Source organism: Thermostichus sp. OS-CIW-30, assembly GCF_054060215.1.
Genome location: NZ_JBSSCZ010000012.1, coordinates 12,008 through 31,301 on the forward strand (window position 1 = coordinate 12,008; position 19,294 = coordinate 31,301).

General features: G+C 57.6%; 15 protein-coding genes. 4 read left to right on the forward strand and 11 right to left on the reverse strand.

Going from position 1 to position 19,294, the window contains the following annotated elements; all coding sequences use genetic code 11:
- Nucleotides 1–282: 282 nt before the first annotated feature.
- Complete coding sequence (locus tag ACVWZF_RS06585; protein WP_011431714.1) at nt 283–1,500, forward strand: RNA-guided endonuclease InsQ/TnpB family protein; 1,218 nt, start codon at nt 283–285, stop codon at nt 1,498–1,500.
- Here ACVWZF_RS06585 and ACVWZF_RS06590 read toward each other — a convergent pair.
- The 11 genes from ACVWZF_RS06590 to ACVWZF_RS06640 all read right to left on the reverse strand — a co-directional run bounded on the left by ACVWZF_RS06590 (nt 1,497) and on the right by ACVWZF_RS06640 (nt 14,393).
- Nucleotides 1,497–1,997, reverse strand: a complete 501-nt coding sequence (locus tag ACVWZF_RS06590) for a nitrate reductase associated protein (protein ID WP_011431713.1) — start codon at nt 1,995–1,997, stop codon at nt 1,497–1,499. The genes ACVWZF_RS06585 and ACVWZF_RS06590 overlap by 4 nt on opposite strands.
- Before the next feature lie 24 nt (nt 1,998–2,021).
- Nucleotides 2,022–4,157 carry a molybdopterin oxidoreductase family protein gene (locus tag ACVWZF_RS06595; protein ID WP_011431712.1) on the reverse strand — a complete coding sequence of 712 codons (2,136 nt, stop codon included), beginning with the start codon at nt 4,155–4,157 and terminating at the stop codon, nt 2,022–2,024.
- 86 nt (nt 4,158–4,243) lie between these two features.
- Nucleotides 4,244–4,840, reverse strand: coding sequence for a Uma2 family endonuclease (locus ACVWZF_RS06600; protein ID WP_011431711.1), 597 nt, complete (start codon nt 4,838–4,840; stop codon nt 4,244–4,246).
- A gap of 17 nt (nt 4,841–4,857) precedes the next feature.
- Nucleotides 4,858–5,700, reverse strand: a complete 843-nt coding sequence (locus tag ACVWZF_RS06605; RefSeq protein WP_011431710.1) for an ABC transporter ATP-binding protein — start codon at nt 5,698–5,700, stop codon at nt 4,858–4,860.
- 38 nt (nt 5,701–5,738) lie between these two features.
- On the reverse strand, nt 5,739–7,730 hold the full coding sequence (locus tag ACVWZF_RS06610) for an ABC transporter ATP-binding/substrate-binding protein (protein ID WP_011431709.1): 1,992 nt from the start codon (nt 7,728–7,730) through the stop codon (nt 5,739–5,741).
- A gap of 72 nt (nt 7,731–7,802) precedes the next feature.
- Nucleotides 7,803–8,762, reverse strand: a complete 960-nt coding sequence (gene ntrB, locus ACVWZF_RS06615) for a nitrate ABC transporter permease (protein WP_011431708.1) — start codon at nt 8,760–8,762, stop codon at nt 7,803–7,805.
- A 145-nt stretch (nt 8,763–8,907) separates the two neighbouring features.
- Entirely contained in the window at nt 8,908–10,230 is a 1,323-nt protein-coding gene (locus ACVWZF_RS06620) for a CmpA/NrtA family ABC transporter substrate-binding protein (RefSeq protein WP_011431707.1), read from the reverse strand.
- A 61-nt stretch (nt 10,231–10,291) separates the two neighbouring features.
- Nucleotides 10,292–11,839 (reverse strand): ferredoxin--nitrite reductase, encoded by a 1,548-nt coding sequence (locus tag ACVWZF_RS06625; protein ID WP_011431706.1) that lies wholly within the window; start codon nt 11,837–11,839, stop codon nt 10,292–10,294.
- A gap of 192 nt (nt 11,840–12,031) precedes the next feature.
- Nucleotides 12,032–13,171: a CAP domain-containing protein gene (locus ACVWZF_RS06630; RefSeq protein WP_071818131.1), complete on the reverse strand. Its 1,140-nt coding sequence runs from the start codon at nt 13,169–13,171 to the stop codon at nt 12,032–12,034.
- 16 nt (nt 13,172–13,187) lie between these two features.
- Nucleotides 13,188–13,334 carry a hypothetical protein gene (locus tag ACVWZF_RS06635; protein WP_187147246.1) on the reverse strand — a complete coding sequence of 49 codons (147 nt, stop codon included), beginning with the start codon at nt 13,332–13,334 and terminating at the stop codon, nt 13,188–13,190.
- A 573-nt stretch (nt 13,335–13,907) separates the two neighbouring features.
- Nucleotides 13,908–14,393, reverse strand: a complete 486-nt coding sequence (locus ACVWZF_RS06640; protein WP_011431703.1) for an ureidoglycolate lyase — start codon at nt 14,391–14,393, stop codon at nt 13,908–13,910.
- Between the two features lie 214 nt (nt 14,394–14,607).
- Between ACVWZF_RS06640 and ACVWZF_RS06645 the strand changes: the two genes are divergently transcribed.
- The 3 genes from ACVWZF_RS06645 (at nt 14,608) to ACVWZF_RS06655 (ending at nt 19,293) form a co-directional block, all read left to right on the forward strand.
- Nucleotides 14,608–15,399 carry a hypothetical protein gene (locus ACVWZF_RS06645; protein WP_011431702.1) on the forward strand — a complete coding sequence of 264 codons (792 nt, stop codon included), beginning with the start codon at nt 14,608–14,610 and terminating at the stop codon, nt 15,397–15,399.
- A gap of 225 nt (nt 15,400–15,624) precedes the next feature.
- Nucleotides 15,625–16,266 carry an ABC transporter permease gene (locus tag ACVWZF_RS06650; RefSeq protein ID WP_011431701.1) on the forward strand — a complete coding sequence of 214 codons (642 nt, stop codon included), beginning with the start codon at nt 15,625–15,627 and terminating at the stop codon, nt 16,264–16,266.
- An 18-nt stretch (nt 16,267–16,284) separates the two neighbouring features.
- Nucleotides 16,285–19,293: an ATP-binding protein gene (locus tag ACVWZF_RS06655; RefSeq protein WP_457411134.1), complete on the forward strand. Its 3,009-nt coding sequence runs from the start codon at nt 16,285–16,287 to the stop codon at nt 19,291–19,293.
- Nucleotide 19,294 lies beyond the last annotated feature (1 nt).

Consider the following 19,294-nt stretch of genomic DNA (forward strand, 5'->3'; position numbering starts at 1 on the left):
GCCCTCTGCTTTGACTAGGCACGGATATTGCTGAGCTGAGTCTCTCCCCTCTCGAGGGGGATCCCCCATTAGCCCACTTGAACTGTTGCGGACCCGGATCCCCTAGAGCAGGCATTTCCTCTCCCAGGGTGGAAGAGGGGTTGGGGGTGTTCGTCTGGGGCAGCGCATGGCAGAGAAGACTATCTCTCTCAAATAGATTCAGCTAGAAATCGCAGGAGCCCCGCACTGTACCCGTAGGGTCGGTGTCGGGAGGAATGCGCTTTGATGAAGTACAATGAACTTATGAGCCAAGTCCTGACCATATCCTGTAAGCTCAAGGTAGCCCAGTCGCAAGCCGCCAAATTGGACGCGACGATGGAGGCTTTTGGCCAAGCCTTGAACTGGGTCAACCAGAACACGCCGGAGAAGATCGTCAACGCGGTCAAACTGCAATCCCTTTGCTACTACGAGATTCGAGCCCGGTTCGGCTTGTCCAGTAACTTGGCTCAACAGGTGTGCAGACGGGTAGCGGGTTCCCGCAAAGTGGCTAAGCAGAAAAAGCGTCCCGTCAAGGAGTTTAAGAGCGGCTTTGTTACCTACGACGCACGCATCTTCTCGTTCCGTCAAAAAGACTGGACGGTGTCGCTGACCACGGTGGAAGGGAGAGAACGCTTTGAACTGGCCATTGGCAACTACCAGCGTGGGATGCTGGCTGGTTCCAACCCCAAATCTGCCACCCTGGTCCAGCGGAAGGATGGCTCCTACTACATCCAGATTTGCGTAGAGAAAAAACCACCCAAGCAACAAGATACCGACAAGGTGATCGGGGTGGACTTGGGAAGGACGGATATTGCTCATACGTCAGAGGGGGACAACTGGAATGGACAGCAGTTGAACAGAGTCCGCGACCACTACTCCAAGCTGAGGGCGGCACTCCAACGCAAAGCCAGTAAGGGCACACGCAGTTCGCGGCGCAGATGCAGAGAACTGTTGCAACGGCTGTCTGGCAAGGAGAGACGCTTTCAGTCGCGTCAGCGTTGCGTAGCAAAAACGTGGGTCAATCATCGCATCTCCAAAGCTATTGTCTCTAGGGCAAAAGCTACCAACAGCGCTATCGCTCTGGAAGACCTGACAGGGATCCGGGAAAGGGTCAATCAACAGCCACGCAGCAAAACCGAAAGGCGCAGGGCCAACAGTTGGGCGTTCTACCAACTGAGGCAGTTTCTGGAATACAAGGCTCTGCGTGCGGGGGTTGCTCTGATTCTTGTTCCGCCTGCCTACACGTCGCAGACCTGCCACCGGTGTTTGCACATCCATCCCGACCCTGCGCAATCCTATCGCAGTGGTAAGTCGTTCAAGTGTGGGCACTGTGGATGGGAAGGGGATGCGGATTTGAATGGTGCAAACGTAATTGCGCTCTTGGGGGCTGTCGTAAACCAGCCTAGAGGTCCGGGCTTGTTTTGTTCTCTGGTAGAGCAGAACAGGCTCAGGGCTACTGAAAGCCCGCTCCGTATCGCTTAGCGGTCGGAGCCGGGTAGTTTACAGTAACTGCAATCACCATCCCTCGCCATCTTCAGGCCAAACTCTCGCAGAGCGGGCAAGAAATTTTTGTTTTCGTGATGGGATCGGCTCAACTTCAGCAAGGCAAATCTCTGGATATCGTGCAAGTTTCTCCAGAAATCGAGGGCAAGCCGGATCCCCAGGTCTTGAGCTTTTTGTTGGACAGCCATTGGGATCTGGTTGGGATTTTGCCATTCAGGCTGGGGATCAATGGGAATCTCTTGCGCCTCTTCGTGGCAGATGGAGCGAACCAAATGGCGCAGATGGTTGCGGAGTTCTTCTAGATCCTGTGGAGATTCAGAGGGCCAATCAACACACTTCCGCCGCTCTTCTAAGGAAAACTTGGCCCATTGATGGAGCTTGAGCTTGATCCCGCACAAATCCAGCTTTAGGCGCAAGGTCATGGGGATGCATCGCAGAGAGTCGGCAAAATCTTGCTCAAACTGAAACAGAGTCATGGGAACCTCGATTAGGAACCAAATCTAGAGTTGAGGGGATTGCTTGAGCGGTGGGTCGGCTTTCTCAAGAGCAACGGCACAGGCTTTTAATTCCGGCTGGCCGGAATCGGGACAACTGATGTCATGGGTAAGGGCATTACACTCGGCTTGTTCTGCCCAGAGGGATCCCCAGTGCATGGGCACAAACACTGTTCCAGGGGCGATGTTGGCAGTTATCTTGGCCGGGAAATAGGCCCGCCCGCGGGCAGAACGCACTTGAACCCAATCTCCATCTTGGATGCCCAGCTTTTCCGCATCGCGAGGATGGATTTCAATAAAGGGTTGGGGGTGCATTTGCTTGATTTTTTCAATCCTGCCGGTGCGGGTTTGGGTGTGCCAATGGCCGTAAAGCCTGCCCGTGGTTAATACGTAGGGAAACTGGGGATCCGGCGGCTCTGCTAGGCCACGGGAATGGTGGGGGATAAAGCGGGCGCGGCCATCGGGGGTCGGGAAACGCCAATCTGTGTAGAGGCGAGTGGACTTAGGGGCCGAGGTTCTTTCTTTGGGATAAGGCCATTGCTGAGGGCCTCGTTCTGCCAAAAGGGCATGGCTGAGGCCGGAGTGATCGCAGAGGCGATTTGCGGTAAGGGCGGCAAATTCTGCATAAACCTCTGCCGCGGTTTGGAAGGAAAATTGCGCTTCAAAGCCCAACCTGCGCCCCACTTCAGCAAAGATCTCCCAATCGGGTCGGGCTTCGCCAGGGGGATCTCGAAAGGCTTGACAAAGGGTAACCCTGCGCTCGGAGTTGGTCATCACCCCGGTTTTCTCGCTCCACTGACAGGCAGGCAAAAGCAAATGGGCATATTCTGCCGTTTCTGTAGGGTAATAAGCCTCTTGATAAACAGTAAAGGGAGACTTTTTCAGGGCTTTTTTGACCCGTTCCAGATCCGGAAAGCTCACCAAAGGATTAGTGGCCACAATCCAGAAGAACTGCAGGGATCCCGTCTCCAGAGCGGCAATCATCTCGGTGGCCCTCAGTCCTGGGTGGGGGGAGATGGAGCCGCCGGGCAAACCCCAAGCCTGCTCCACCTCTGCCCGATGCTGGGGCTGGCTCACCAGCCGATATCCCGGCAGCAGATGGGATAACCCCCCTGCCTCTCGACCGCCCATGGCATTGGGCTGGCCGGTCAAGGAAAAGGGGCCCGTCCCCGGTCGGCCAATTTGCCCGGTCAGGAGATGCAGGTTGATTAAGCTGGTGATCTTGGCGGTGCCCTCACTGGACTGGTTTAGGCCCATCGACCAAAGGGAGAGAACCCTTTGGGATCCCTGCCAAAGCTTGGCTGCTTCGATCAAATCCTCGGTGGCAATTCCGCAGCGCTGGGCCACAATCTGCGGTTCATAATCGGCCAGCAAAGCTGCATATTCAGCAAAACCTTGGGTGCAGCCCTCGATAAAATCAGCAGCAATGGATCCCCACTTTAACAACAAATGGGCAATCCCATTGAAAAGATCGATATCCGTACCGGGGCGAATTTTTAAGTGGAGATCGGCAGCTTCTGCTGTCTGAGTGCGCCGGGGATCCACGACCACCATTTTGAGGGGGGATCCGGGCTTGTGCCGCTTCTTCAAGCGATTAAAAAGAATGGGATGGCACTCGGCGGTGTTGGTGCCCACCAGAAAAGCCAGATTGCAGAGATCGAGATCCTCGTAGCAGCAGGGGGGGCCATCGGATCCCAGGGATTGGGTGTAGGCCGAGACGGCTGAGGACATGCACAGGCGCGAGTTGGTGTCGAAATTGTTGGTGCCCAGGCAGCCCTTAATGAGCTTTTGAGCAACGTAATAGTCTTCAGTGAGCAACTGCCCCGATCCATACATAGCCATGGAGTGAGGGTTGTCTTTGAGGCAGCGCAGCCGAGAAACCATCTCCTCAAAAGCCTGATCCCAAGAAATGCGACGAAAGGGCTGGCCCAAGCTCTCCCGAAACAGGGGATAGAGCAGCCGATCTCGACCAACTGCCTCCAGAACCGTAGCCCCCTTTACACAGACCATCCCCAAGCTGGAAGGATGCTCCCGGTCGCCTCTTATTTTCCAGCCACCTGAGGCTGTCGAAACCGCTTCCAATCCACACCCTACGCCGCAGTAGGGACATAGGGTTTTGATGACGGCTTTTTCCGGCTCCATCGCGGTCACCATGAGTGGGGATCCCTGTCAGGATGGATAAGTGTCTTGCATTTTGGATCCCGATAGGCCATCAGGTTAAGGATCTCTCAGCCGAGGAGATCGGCCACTTGGATCTCAAATCCGGGCAATACAACCTGGCTTTTGGCAGTCTCTTGTTCGGTTAGCCAAAGGTGGCGATCCTGAGTCTGGATAAAAATAAATTTGCTTTTGGGAAAAACCAGCCAGACTTCCAGCGCACCGGAGCTGAGATACTCCTGGGCTTTCAAGAAAATGTCCTCTCCAGAGTCGGTTGGGGAGAGGATCTCTCCGGTGAGGGGATAGCTCTGCGGCAAAGTGGCAATATCCTCTCCAAATTGCTGGATTAAATCTGGAGACAGGTAGGCAACATCAGGTCTTCTGACTTTGCCTGTCGTTTGGCAGGGAGCCTTCACCAAAACCATACCCCCCAATGGCAGACATTCAACATAACCGAGCCAACGGAAGAGAAGTCGGGTTTGGATCTTTGCATGCCCTAAGGTTTGCCCCACTTTCTCCACAATGTAGCCATCTACCCATTTGGTTGGAGCAACTGGGTTGGCCAGACAGTCGGCAAGGGTTTTGGGCAGGGCAAGACCCGCTCCTCCATTGGGAGATCGGTTGGAACTACCTGAACCGGAGCAGCGGCCATCAACTTCCCTCTCCAAGTATTTTGAACCCTAGCTCAATCCCCTCCATGGGCAAAGCGGCGATAGAGGAAGTCAAGGGCGCGGTTACGCAATTCGTAGAACTCAGGCATTTCCATAATGCGGGAGCGGATGCGCGGTCGCTCAAAGGGAATGGTCAAGATCTCACCAATATGGGCAGCGGGGCCGTTGGTCATCATCACCACACGGTCTGACAAGTAGAGAGCCTCGTCGATGTCGTGGGTAATCATCAAAACTGTGCAGCGGTGATCCCGCCAAATGGCCAGCAGCTCATCTTGTAGATCTTCCTTGGTAATGGCATCCAAGGCCCCAAAAGGCTCATCCAAGAGCAAAACTTGCGGACGAACGGCAAGAGCACGGGCAATGGCTACCCTTTGCTTCATGCCTCCAGAAAGCTGCTTGGGCCGCTTGTGGGCTGCCTCTGCTAAACCTACCAATTCTAGGTGTTCTTCAACGATTTCCCTTTTCTCCCGCCGGGATTTGTTTGGGTAAACCTGATCCACCACCAGATAAATATTTTCAAAGGCAGTCAGCCAGGGCAAAAGGGAATAATGTTGAAACACCATCATCCGATCTGGCCCTGGGGAGGTGATGGGCTGGCCCTTGAGGGCGATGGATCCCGAAGTGGGAGTCGAAAAACCCGCCACCATGTTGATCAAGGTGGATTTGCCACAACCCGAGTGGCCGATAATGCAAACAAACTCACCGGCGGCCACTTCCAGATTGATATTTTCCAGCGCAACGAAGGGCCCTGCTGAGGTGAAGTAGGTCTTGCCCACATTCTGAAGACAAAGAAGGGGCAGTCCTGCAACCGGAGATGCAGAAGATAGCGGTGAGGAAGATAGGCGAGAACTGGTCATCATGGTGTTTTCCAATCGAGAGTTTAAGGTAACAAAAGCTAAACTTCGCTGAGCTGGTACTCCTGCAGCTTCAGATCCTGCCGGATGGCCACCGACTCCAGGTAAGCAACGGGATCCTCTCCGTCAAAGCGGGATCCATCGCCAAAGAGTAAAGCTCCGCGGTCGTGGGCCCGATCCGGAAGGCCCAGTTCTCTGGCGGCTAGGGCGTAGGTTTCGCTGTCCAGAACTTGGTCGAGAACCGAAACCCAATTGCGGGGAAAAGCGCAGAGTCCCCAGCGAGCCATCTGCGTCAGGATCCAGAGGTGTTCCAATCTTTCCGGACAGGTGTTGCGCCCGTTGGCAAACTGGTGAAAACCGGTGAGGGCTTGGGATTCATCGGCAATTCCCCGCTGCAGAATACCCGTCCACCCCGGCTGCAGATCCTCCAGGGCCACGCCCACATACTGGGGCTGAGCCAGCCACTCCAAGATCTCAGAACGGTGCTGCGGCTGATCGCAGTAGTGACAAGCCTCCAGTAGTGCCTTGACCAGAGCTACATGGGTACGGGGGTAGTTTTGCGCCCAATCCTGGCGCACTGTCAGCACTTTTTCAATGTGGCTGGGCAAGATTTCGAGAGTGGTGGTGACGATAAATCCCAACTGTTCCCGCACGGCGCGGGAGTTCCAGGGCTCGCCCACGCAGTAGCCATCGATGTTGCCGGCCTTGAGGTGGGCCACCATCTGCGGGGGTGGGATCACCGTCAACGTAACGTCCCGATCCGGATCCACCCCCCCACCGGCCAGCCAGTGCCGCAACAGGAAGTTTTGCATGGAAGCCGGATGAACCACTCCCAGGGTGTGGACTGTGTCGGGGGTGTGGTTGAGGTATTGGCGAAAATCCGCCAGGCTTTGAACGCCTCGCTCCAAAAGTCTGCGCCCAAAGGTAATGGCGTTGCCGCCACGGGAGAGGGTTAAGGCGGTTACCAAAGGCACCGGAACTCCCCCTACTCCCAAGGTGGAAGCCAACGGGATCCCGGCCACCACCATGGCCGCATCCAGCCGACCGGAGCGGATCCCTTCCCAGATGGTCTTCCAGCCTGGCTCCCGCACCAGGGTGACCTGCTCCAGGCCATGCTTTTGAAACAGGCCTTTTTCCTGCGCCACCACCAGAGGCGCGCAGTCGTTGAGGGGCACAAAGCCAATCTCCAAATTGACCTTCTCCAGGCCGTGTTTGGCAATGGCCACGCGAACAGGCGTTTTTTGGCGAGCCCGCTTTTGCTGGTTGAGAAAGTAGATCATCTCTCCCCGCAGGCTGTAGTAGTCGGGGTGACGCACCACTTCCAAACGATGGCGGGGTCGAGGAAAAGGGATCCGCAAAATCTGGCCAATGCGGGCCTCCGGGCCATTGGTCATCATTACCACCCGATCCGAAAGCAGCAGCGCCTCATCCACATCGTGGGTAACCATGACACAGGTGAGCTGCTCCGCCTGGGCAATCTCCATCAGTTGCTCCTGCAGGTTGCCGCGCGTCAAGGCATCCAGAGCGCCAAAGGGCTCATCCAACAGCAGCACCCGCGGACGGATGGCCAAAGCCCGGGCAATGGCTACCCGCTGTTTCATCCCTCCTGACAGATGGGCCGGTCGCTTGTCGGCTGCCCCCTGCAACCCCACCTGGCGGATGTGCTCTTCCACAATCCGGCTTCGCTCTGCTTTGGGAAGGGATCCCAGCACCTCGTCCACAGCCAGGGCAACGTTCTCCCGCACGGTCAGCCAGGGCAGCAGGGAATAGTTCTGAAACACCACCATGCGATCTGGGCCGGGATCTGTAACCTGTCGGCCCTCCAGGAGAATGCCTCCGCGGGAAGGCTTTTCCAGGCCGGCGATGATGTTGAGCAGGGTCGATTTGCCACAGCCGGAGTGGCCGATCAACGAGACAAATTCCCCCTTTTGGATCTCCAGGTGGATGTCTTTCAGGACAGGATAGACCTCTCCGTTGTCGAGGAGAAATTCCTTGTCGACATGATCCACTTCAATGTAAGGCTGAGTCTTCATGATTCCCCTGAGATGATTTCTGAGAGCATGGAGAAATTGTCAGCAACCAATCTAAAACTCGGCCAAGCTCATTTAGCGATCCTCAGCCACCACCAGCGAGCCAATCCAAGCCGTGATCCGATCCAGCAGAAGACCCACCATCCCGACATAGATCAAAGCCAGAATGATTTCGCTGATGCGGGAGCTATTCCAGGCATCCCAGATGAAGAACCCGATGCCCACACCGCCAATCAACATTTCCGCTGCCACAATGGCCAGCCAAGACAAGCCCACCCCAATGCGCAAGCCGGTAAAAATATAGGGCACAGTTGCCGGGAAAACGATTTTGAAAAAGTACTTCCAGCCGGACATGCGCACAATTCTGGCCACGTTGCGGTAGTCCTGTGGGATCTGCTGTACGCCGACAACGGTGTTGATCAAAATGGGCCAGAGGGCCGTAATGAAGATTACGAAAATGGCGGAAGGGTTGGCATCTCGAAAGGCAGCCAAAGAAATCGGCAGCCAGGCCAAAGGCGGCACCGTGCGCAGCACCTGAAAAATGGGATCCAAAGCCTCGTACAGCCAGCGATTGACCCCGATGATCATGCCGCCCACAACCCCCACCAAGCCGGCCAGGGCAAACCCAATGAACACCCGCCGCAAGCTGGCCCAAATTTGCCAGAACAGCCCTTTGGCATTGCCGCCATAGTCAAAAAAGGGATCTTTAATGAGGGGATCCCAGGTGTCCTGCCAAACCTGGAGAGGGGTGGGCAAGTTGGCTCCGGGGCGGCTGTAAATGATTTGCCAGAGAATCAGGACGAGCAAAATGGCCGTAGCGGGCAACAGAATGCGACGCAGCGCTTTGTGGATTTGGACTCTTTGCCGCCAAGCAGAAGAAGGTGCAGAACTGGCGGGGGAACCGATTCCGGTACTGGACTGAAGAACAGAACCTTGGCCGGTTTTCAGCAGCCAGTGGCCTAGGCCAACCAGTAGGGGAAGCAGGATCCGAAAGAGGTGGTAGCCCAACTGTAGGGCAGAGTGGAAAATCCTCATGGCTTGCTGGGAGTAAGGTTGAAGTCAACTTAAGAGGATCCCAAGAGAGAAGGGGTTTCAGTTGAACACTCTTTGTGGGGATTCGGGGATCCCTTCTCTCCTGGACAGAGGGTTTGCAGCTAACTTGCTGGGGAAAGTTGGGAAATTAGGCCAGCTTCTTAATCGCCAATTTCTCCAGGTAGGCGGCAGGATTTTCGGGATCGAACTGCACCCCGTCGAAGAAGGTTTCCACTCCTCGGGAAGGGCTGGGGGGAATGGCCGCCTCCTGGCCAATGGCTTTGGCAGCTTCCCGCCAGAGTTCTTCCCGATTCACCCGCTCCACCAAGGCTTTGGTATCGGTGTCGGCAGGTAGGTAACCCCAGCGAATGTTTTCGGTCAAGAACCAGAGATCGTGGCTCTTGAAGGGGTAGGAAGCGTAGTTCTGCCAGAACTTCATCAGGTGGGGGCTGTTTTCAACGACCTTGCCGGTGCCGTAGTCAAAAGTGCCCCGAGAACGGCCCAAGATATCGGTCACGGGAACCCCCAGCCAGCGGCGGTCGCCGATGATGCGACACATCTCCTCTTTGTTTTCCATCTGGTCGCACCAGATCTGGGCTTCCAGCACCGCTTTCAACAGGGCAAGGGTGGCTTTCGGGTGCGCATCCACCCAGTCGGCCCGCAGGGCAAAGGCCTTTTCCGGGTGGCCGTTCCACAGCTCGCCGGTGGTGAGGGCACTATACCCCTCTTTTTGGTTCACCAGCTGGGCATTCCAAGGCTCGCCCACACAGAAGGCTTCCATGGTTCTGGATTTCATATTGGCCACCATCTGCGGCGGCGGCACCACAATGATGGAGACGTCGCTAGTGGGATCGATCCCGCCTGCGGCCAGCCAGTAGCGCATCCACACGTCGTGGGTGCCACCAGGGAAGGTCATTGCACATTTGGGATCCCCGCCGGCAGCTCGGACCTCGGCAAACTTGGCCTTGAGGGGGGAACTATCCAGGCCGATTTGCAAATCCCGATATTGGTTGGAAATGCTAATGCCCTGACCGTCCAGATTGAGACGGGCCAAAATGTACATAGGCACCGGCTTGCCATCGGTAACTTTGCCGGTGGTGATGAGGTAGGGCATGGGGGTGAGGATGTGTGCCCCATCGATGCCGCCGGCGGCGGATCCCAGCACCAAGTTGTCGCGGGTGGTGCCCCAAGAGGCCTGCTTGACCACCTCCACATCTTTCATGCCGTACTTGTCGAAAAACCCCTTCTCTTTGGCGATGATCAGGGGGGCCGCGTCGGTTAGAGCGATGAACCCCAGCTTGGCGCTGGTGGTTTCGGGAGTATCGGCCTGCGCCACCCAGTAGCCTTTGCCCAAGGATTGCGATTGGGCGCGCGGGATCCCAGCCGTGGCCGCCCCAGCCGTGAGAGCAGCCACCCCGGCCAAAAATTGCCGACGGGAGACGGGAGAGGAAGTGCTGAACAGCTTAGACATCGAAACCTCCAAGATTTACAACGACGAAGAAAGAAAAACTTTCAGGACGGCAACAGAACCGCTAGCGGGTTACCAAAACAGAAGCCTGGGCGGCGGACGGATGCTGACGCGGCCTGGCCCCAAAGTGCTCCCTGAGCAACTCCACCAAGACCGGCTTGAGGTCTTCGCAAGGGATCCCTTTGCGCACGCATTCGCCCAGCTTGGCGTCTTTGCCCACCTCTCCCCCCATGTAGATGTCCACGGCCTCCACCACCCTGCCGTCCTTGCGAGCAGTGGTGCCCATAAGGCCGATATCGGCTACTTGGGGTTGGCCGCAGGAGTTGGGGCAGCCCGTCCAGTGGATGCGCACCGTTTGGGGGATCTCCAGCTCCGCCTCCAGCTCCTCCATCAAGGCCACAGCCCGGTTTTTGGTCTCGATAAGGGCAAAGTTGCAGAACTGGTTGCCCGTACAGGACACCAACCCCCGCTGCAAGGGCCCTGGGTTGGGGGAGAACTTCTTCAAGAGCGGCTCTTTGAGGAGCGGGGCCACTCGGGAGTCGGGCACATTGGGGATGAGCACGTTCTGCTCCACCGTCAGCCGCAGCTCCCCGGAGCCGTACACCTCCGCCAAGCGGGCCAGCTCCATCATCTCCAGGGCGTTGAGCCGCCCCACAGGCACGTGCAGGCCGACAAAGTTGAGGCCCGGCTGCTTCTGGGCATGCACCCCCAGCAGATCCCGCTTGTGCCAGACCACCTCATCTTTTTCCGCTGCCCTGAGCAGAGGGTGGCCAGTCTGGCGCTCCACAGCCGCCCGGAACTTCTCTAGGCCCCACTCGTCAATGAGCCACATCAACCGCGCCTTTTGCCGGTTGGCCCGCAGGCCGTGATCCCGGTAGACCAGCAGCACCGCCTCGCACAGAGGAACCACATCGCGGGGATCCACCCAGACATCTAGGCCAATTGCCTCGGCGCAGCGGCGAGCCGAGAAAAAGCCGCCCACCAGGACGTTGAAGCCCAGGCGGCCATTTTTGAAGGCGGGCACAAAGGCCAGGTCGTTGATCTCCGCATGCACGGAGTTGTCGCGACAACCGCAGATGGCGATGTTGAACTTGCGCGGCAGGTTGCTGAAGGAAGGGTTGCCCTCGCCGTTGTTGGTGATCATGTCCTGCACCTTGCGGGTGAGACCGCGCACATCGATCAGCTCGTCCGGGTCAATACCGGCCAGAGGGGATCCCGTGATGTTGCGCACGTTGTCCATGCCCGACTGGATGCTGGTCAGGCCTACCTCTTTCAGGTAGCCCAGGATCTGGGGCATTTCCTCGATGGGGATGCCCCGCAGTTGCAGGTTCTGCCGGGTGGTGATGTCGGCTACGCCCTGTTCTCCATAGGGGTGGATGATTGCGCCCAACATCCGCATTTGGCCGCTGGTTAGGATCCCATTGGGCAGGCGCAGCCGCAGCATGAACTGACCTGGGGTGCGCTTGCGAAAGAAGATCCCCAGCCACTTGAGGCGGTGATCCCGGTCGTCTTCAGGAATGTTCTCCCAACCCATCCGGGCAAACGCCTCCAGCTCGGCCTTGACCGCCAGCCCATCCTTTTCGCTTTTGAGGCGTTCAAATTGGTTCGCCATGATCGCTGCTGTGGGGTGAACACTGGCTACTCTAGCGATGACGAACTGTTAACTTTGGTATTGGCAGTTACACTCTGTAACAGGTTATGCAGTTTTGTCATTCTCGAATTGCGCTTTATGCATAAAGTCAAGCTTCCAGGAGCAGCAGACTCCTCTCTCCCCTTTGGGAAAGGGGCTGGGGGTGAGGAAAAGCTAGTTGAGAGGGTTGAAAGAGTTGAAAGGCTCCCTCTGCCAGAGCAGACGGGGCGGGATCCCCAGCCCTTCGGTGAGGGGTGCGGGCCGTTGGGAAGTTTGGGGATCGCAGTCGTAGAGAGCGGTGGTGTAGCGGTAACTGCGGGGGGGGCCACCGTTGAGGCGAATGCCGCTAATTTCAAAGGTGTAGTTGCGATTGGGCTGGATCGAACCCACGGAGTAGGTCAAAGTTTCCAGGCCAAAGGCGGGATCCCCCACGCGGAGATCTCCAACAGGCACCGGCTCGCCGCTGAGGGCATCGGTGATGCGGACTTGGGCTTGGCTGAGATCAGCCTTGCCGCCACGGCTGGGCACCGAGAAAGACCAGCGGTAGGCAGACAGGGGCTGGCCGGAAAACCCTTCTAGGCGGTAGAGGTAGCCGTCTTTCTCCGGGAAGGCGATGAACTCTGGATCTGGCACCGACTCGTCAAAACCGAAGATCCAGTTGGCGTTGGCCTGGGTCACCCGTCCAGCCCGTGGGTCAAAGACAATGCCGTAGGCCCCCTGGGCGTACTGAGGATACAGGTTCCAGCGGCGATGCCCCACATCCACAAAGTTTTCTCGACCTGGCTCGGCAAAATAGATGTCCACCTGCCGCGCCAACACCCGGCCTGGATCGGGGCCGTTCAGCTCTAGGATGGGCCCAACCGCCAGGTTGCTGAAGCGGGATCCCGCCTCCCCAGCAGGGGTAAAGCAGCGCCAAGAAGGGGGCGGCTGGTGGCTGAGAGTACCATTGGCTACCTGCATCAAGGCCGCTTGCTGGGCGGCTTCTAGGAACTGAGGATTGAGCTTCACCGGCGGTAACTGGTGCAACAGCCGTAGAAAATTCAGCCGATCCATCATCTTTTGGGCTGCTGCAGGCGTAAGGCGACCGGGGTTGCAGGTGGCAACCTGGGGCTGTTCGGCGTAAATAGGCCCCGTGAAGCTGCGGGTCTGGCGATCCAACCGGCACAGGAAGCTGGCAATCGGCACTTCCCCTGCCCGCGGTGGCTCCATCGAGGTAGGGGATCCTCCACAGGCCGCCAGCAGACAAAGACAAAAGATCCCCACGATCCTCAAAGCCCAAAGCTGAACCAACTTGGGCAACCGCTGCAAGGGCATGCAAAAACCAGCCGAATTATGAGCCGGTGGGGGTGGGGGTGATGCTGGGGGGGCTGACGGTGCTGCTGCTGCTCTCGCCACAAGCAGGCAACAAGCCCAGACAGGCAAACAGGGCTAAGGCCGCCAAAAGCTGGTGGGTCACTTTGGGTTGCAACGTAGCCATGACAACAAACCTCCCAAATGCTGCTGGGTTTGATCCTGTTCTATCACCTGGCCAGGTGGGTTACAGCACCAAGATCCATGGCGACAAGGGTATAACTTAAGCCCAAGTCAAGGAACGCTCACCCAAGTCGGCTACATCCACTAGGACTGGGATCCAAGCCCACTTTTTCTCTCCACCCATAGTGGAGTACGGATCCCCACAACTGATACATTCACGCTGAACTCTCCTGAACATGGTTCAGGAAAGAAGCGAGCGCATCCTGCCTATCTCTGTTCGCGTCAGCGGGACGGAGTCCAAACAGGAAGGCGGTATCCCGCAAAGCCCTGAGGAATACCCCCCGAGCGCTTTCCCCCTTCACTTCCCGGCAACCGTTGCGGTGGACTCAAGGATCAGGGGGAAACTTGGTCTACTATATCCCTCTCAATGACTTTTGCCAAACCGCCTAAAGCTCAGTAAATTCAGCAAAGTTCAGGGTTTTGGGGGTTAGAGGCATGCTCTTCTTGCGCTCAAGCGAAAGATTGCTGTGATCAATGCTGCTTTTTGCCCGATTGATAAGGGATCCCCAAAAGCTTGTCAGGGGGTGATCTGGAACTCCAGGTTGTAGGTTTGGAGTAAGTTTATGGTTTCGTGATCGGTGATGTTGGTGTCGGCCAGCTCCAAGTTGTAGAAATCGATGAACTCTTCGTGGTCAAAATAGGGGCCGGCATGCCAGGTACCCATCTCCAGTTTGATAAAGCGATCCCCAGGCACCCGAAAGGCTTGAATCTGATCCACGTGCAGCTCATCGGCAGGGGGTGCAACACCAATAAACCACTCCTTGCCATTGAGGGATCCCAGGCACTGGGTGCAGCGGATGTGGTGGGTGATCTGAGTAAACTTGAGGCCGCGGCGAGGCAAGCGCATGATGTAAAAGCGGGGCTGCCCTTGATTCAAGAACAACTGAGCATCTTGACTGTCGAAGGGTTTGTGATCGGGAGTGGGGCAAATGACCTGTCCGTAGGGGGCAAAGTTTTCCGGTTCAGCGAGATGGGCCTTCAGTTGGCGCAATTGGCTGGTCACCCTGCTCTTCTCCTTTGCGTTTGACGAGCTGTCTTGTGTCTCACTGTTGCCCTACAACGTGAGCACGAGGGCGTGAAGACGCAAACAGCCCAGCGAACCCCATTCTATCGAGACTTGGCCAGGCAGCTTCCCTTCTGGAAGGGATCCCTGAGCAAGCCCAAGCTGCTCAAGGTCGCAAGTACAATGGGAAAACTTCCCAGCCTCAGCAGAGCAAATGGCGATGCAGCGGGACTTACAAGAGCTGATCATCTCCCCAGCTCAAGTTCAAAGCCTCTCTCAAGTGCCGGTGGCTTGGTTGTATCGGCCTCGGCCCGTTCGTCGTTTTAAAGACCGTCTGCGCCAGTTCTCCGCTTTCTGGGATCTCCTACGCTTGCTGGTGACGCTGGACTTGTTCTTGCGTTTCTTGACCTTCTGGACAGGGGGATCCCTACTTACCCTGGTGGGGCGGATTTGGATCCCTGGCCTACAGGCCACTTGGGGCACTTGGCTGGTGGAATGGGGGATCCTGGCGGCTATTGCCGCTCTGGGCCAAGCCTATTGGATTTTCCGCAGCCGTCGCATGCCGCTGCTGTTGAACTTGCTGGGGGAAGTGGATCGCTACAACCGAATCATCCAGGCCATCCACGTCAACGACCAGTTGGTGGAAGCGGGCAACCCCGAGGTGAAGCTGGCCCAGAGGGCTGAGGTGATCGAAGCCCTGAAGCTGACCCGGGCCGATCTCATTCGCGCCTTGAAAACCGAACGGATCTTGCGGCAAAACGAAGACCTGATCGAGCAGCAGAGCGAGTTCTTCGGCGATAACTTGGCAGCTTTGACAGCTCTGCAGGTGAGCGAGCAGGCCAGCGAACAGGGGCGAATCCTGGAGGCTGCTTTACAGATTGCTCTGCAGGTGCGCTCCCAAATCCGCCGTTTGCAAGAGCGAGAAGCCAACCACCCCCCAAACAGGGATCCAGACAAGATTGAGAAAGATCAGCAGGATAGAGATGGCAACTCAGATGGGCAGTGAAACAGATGGTTATTTTTGTCGGCAGGCGGCGCTGTGGGTTCTAATCCTTGGGAGAAAGTTGAGGTTGATTGCACCGCGTTAGCAGGTCGGAGACCGAAATTGGAGTGACCCCATCTCCCTGATTGGTGCTAAATCCCCGCTCTGCACTATTCCGCACTGTCAAGATCGCCTGCCGGCGCTACACTGGGGCTTGTCTTGGATCCCTCGGTCATCTGCGCACCTTTGATGAGCCTTTTGGCCCGCTCCCTGGCCTACGCCCAGAACCACAGCGACATGCTGTTTCAAGCTTTCGTCCAACACCTGCAACTGGTGGCGGTGCCTTTGGGAATGGGGCTGCTGTTGGGTTTGCCGCTGGGCTTTTTCAGCTCCCGCTCCCAGATGCTTTCTCTGGTGGTGATCAATGCGTTCAGCAGCCTGCGGGTGATCCCCAGTTTGGCCATTTTGTTTTTGGCCATCCCCTATTTCGGCCTCAGCTTCCGTTCGGCAGTCGTCGCGCTAACCCTCCTGGCTTTGCCCCCCATTCTGATCAGCACGGATGTGGCCTTCCGCAGCCTTGAGCCGGCCCTACGGGAAGCTGCCCTGAGCATGGGCATGACTCCTGGCCAGGTACTGCGGCACGTGGAGATCCCTTTGGCCTTGCCGGTGATCTTGGCCGGTGTTAAAACGGCTACCATTGAGGTGATTGCCAGTGCTACTCTGGCAGCGTTTATCGGCGCAGGAGGGCTGGGTACTTTCATTACCCTAGGGTTTGCCCTCTACGACAACGCCATCTTGCTGGTGGGGGCGGTTCCAGTGGCCCTTCTGGCTATTGCGGCCGAGATCGGCCTTGGCACTCTGCAGCGGGCTTTGGAACCTCCCCAAGCCTGAGGTTCTGTGAGGGATCCCATGCTGTTTTTCTCTGGTTCTTCTGAAGTGCGATCCCGTTGGCCTTTCCGCTCCATTCCTTTGCGGGTGGCGTTGCTGCTGCCCCTAGTGCTCTCAGTAGCAGGGGGAGTGGGGGGAGTGGCCTATCTCTCCTGGCAGGGCGGGCGACACCTGGCGCTGCGCTTGACGGAGCAACTGAGGCGGGAAGTTACCGACCGCACCGAAGAGCATCTTGCCAGATATTTGCAAATTCCCCTTCAGATCAATGCCCTCAATCAAGGGGCAGTGAGGGGGGGGCTGCTGCCCGATTTGACAACCCCCAGCCCAGCCGATCTAGAGGTGCTGGAAGCTCACTTTGCCCGCCAGTTGCAGCCATTTCCTGAGCTCAGCTATGTCGGCTTTATTTCCGCCCAAGGGGGGTTTGTGATCGCCCGCCGTCACGCCGATGGGTCGATTTGGACTTACCACACCCCCAGCCTGCTGCCAGGATCCGTCCGGAGCCGCCAACGGGATCCAGAGACAGGGGATCCCACAGGGTTCACTCGCCGGTTGGGCTTTGTGGATCTGAGGCAGTTGTTCTGGTTTCCCCAGCTCCTGCAGTCGGAAGGGATCCGCGACACTTGGGTGGTAACCCGATTTTTTGCGGAGCTTCCTGCCCAGGATCCAGAGCGGCTGATCATGACGTCCCTATCCCTGACCGACTCGGGGGGGCGGGTTTACGGCAGCTTAGTGGCTTCCCTCTCCGTCCGGCAGCTTCAAGCCTTTCTGGAACAGATGGAAGGCCGTTCTCCTGCAGAGGTGAGTTTTCTGCTGGACGAGGAAGGACAGGTGGTGGCCAGTACGGCGGGGCCTGCTCCCCATCCGCTGCTGGTGGCTGTGCAAGAGCAGGTGGGCTCCTGGGAGACGGCCTCTTCTCAAAATCCGCTGCGCCTCGTGGTTGGCGGGATCCCTTACTGGGTGGAGGTGGAGTCCGTTCAGAGTGAAGGGAGGCTAGGTTTTTATTTCGTGTACGGGATCCCAGAGGCAACCCTTCTGGCCGAAGTCCATCGGAGCGCCCAACAGGCTGCGCTGCTGGGGGGTGGGCTATTGCTGAGCATGCTGGGGACAGGGATCCTCCTCGGCGAAGCTCTCTCCCGTCCCCTGCGCCGCCTCACCCAAATCGCCGAGCAATTTATCCAAAGCGGCTTCCAGCCCTGGCCCCCTTTGGATCCCGGCCCCATCCAGGAGGTGCAGACGCTAACCAAAGCCTGGCAGCAGGCGGCAGCAGCTCAGCAGGCCCTGCTGGATCGTCTGTGGCAGCAGCAGCAAGAATACCGCGCCGTGGTGGAGCAGCAGACAGAGCTCATTTGCCGCTTTCGGCCCAATGGGCACATCACCTACGTCAACTCTGCTTTATTGCGTTTCTTCGATCATCGGGTAGAAGAAGTGGTGGGCCGAGCTTTGTGGGATCTGCTGCTGGAAGAAGAGCGGGAGGTGGTGCTGCAGGCTTTTGCCGCTCTCACGCCTGAGAGTCCTTTTTATAGCAGCGAGCGGGAGTACCCCGGCAAAGACGGCCAGTCCCGCTGGGTGAGCTGGGTGGATCGGGGCATTTTCGACAGCCAGGGCCAGTTGGTGGAGATCCTCTCGGTGGGGCGGGAGATCACCGAGCAAAAACGGGCAGAACAGCAGTTGCAGGCCCTCAACCGCGAGCTGGAAGCCCAGGTGGAGCTGCGCACGGCCAAGCTGCAGCAGGCTTTTCGCTTTGAGGCGATGCTGCGCGCCCTCAGCGGCCAGATGGTGGCCAGCCTGAATGAGGGGGAAATTCTGGAAGAAGTGGTCAAAAGCCTGGCCGAGGCACTCAACCTAAGCGGCTGCCATATCCTCTTGCTCTCAGACGATGGATCAACCTGGATCCCTGGCTACTGCTACTCCCCCTCTCTCTCTTCTGACGTGGCTCAAGATGGCGGGGCGGATCCCTTGCATGGGCCAGACTACGCCAGTGACCCGGAGTTCTTGCGCCTGCTGCAGTCCCATTCTTCCTCACAGCAGAAATGGAAAATCCACTGCTGTTGTCGGAAGGAAGGACGCTGGGTGCGGCTGCTGGCCTGCACCCTTTGGGACAAAGAGAAGCGGCTGGGAGCTTTGCTGTTGGAGCGGCTGCCGGAGCAAGAGTTTTCCGAAGACGAGATTCAACTGGCCTATCAGGTGGCCAACCTATGTGCCCTGGCCATCCGCCAAGCCCGTTTGTACCAAGCAGCCCAAGCGCAGGTGAAGGAATTGGAGCGGCTGAATCTGCTGAAGGATGATTTCCTCAGCACCGTCTCGCACGAGCTGCGCACCCCCATGACCAATGTGCGCATGGCCTTGCAAATGCTGCAAATGACCCGCGATAACCCCGAGAAACAGCGGCACTACTTCACCATTGCCCTGAAAGAGTGCAACCGGCAAATCGAGCTCATTAACGACCTGCTGGATATGCGACGGCTGGGAGCCGGGACGTATCTGCTGCAACCAGAGAATATTTTTCTGCCGCGGTATTTACAAGATTTGCTGGCCGGGGCTCAGCCTTTGGCCCAAGCCAAACATCAACACCTGCAACTGCACCTGGAGGCAGGGATCCCCTCGCTTTGGGCCGACCCCACCTGCTTGGGGCGCATTCTGCGCGAGCTGCTGCACAACGCCATCAAGTACACGGCCCCCGAGGGATCCATCCACCTGCGGGTTGTCTCAGAAGGAGAGGGGATCCTCTTCGTCTGCAGCAACAGCAGCGAGATCCCAGAGCCAGAGCTGCCCCGCATCTTTGAAAAGTTTTACCGGATCCCGCAATCGGATCGCTGGAAGCACGGCGGCACCGGCCTGGGGCTGGCTTTGGTGAAGCAACTGGTGGAGCATATGGGGGGGAATATCTCCGTCAACAGCTCGGATGGATGGACGCATTTCCAAGTTTGGTTGCCCCAAGGTGAGGATCCTGCTCCGCCATTGCCCGGCCCACCCCCAATGTCAGAAGACCTCCCCTTTTGGAAAGAGGCTGGGGGTGAGGGGCATACGTAAA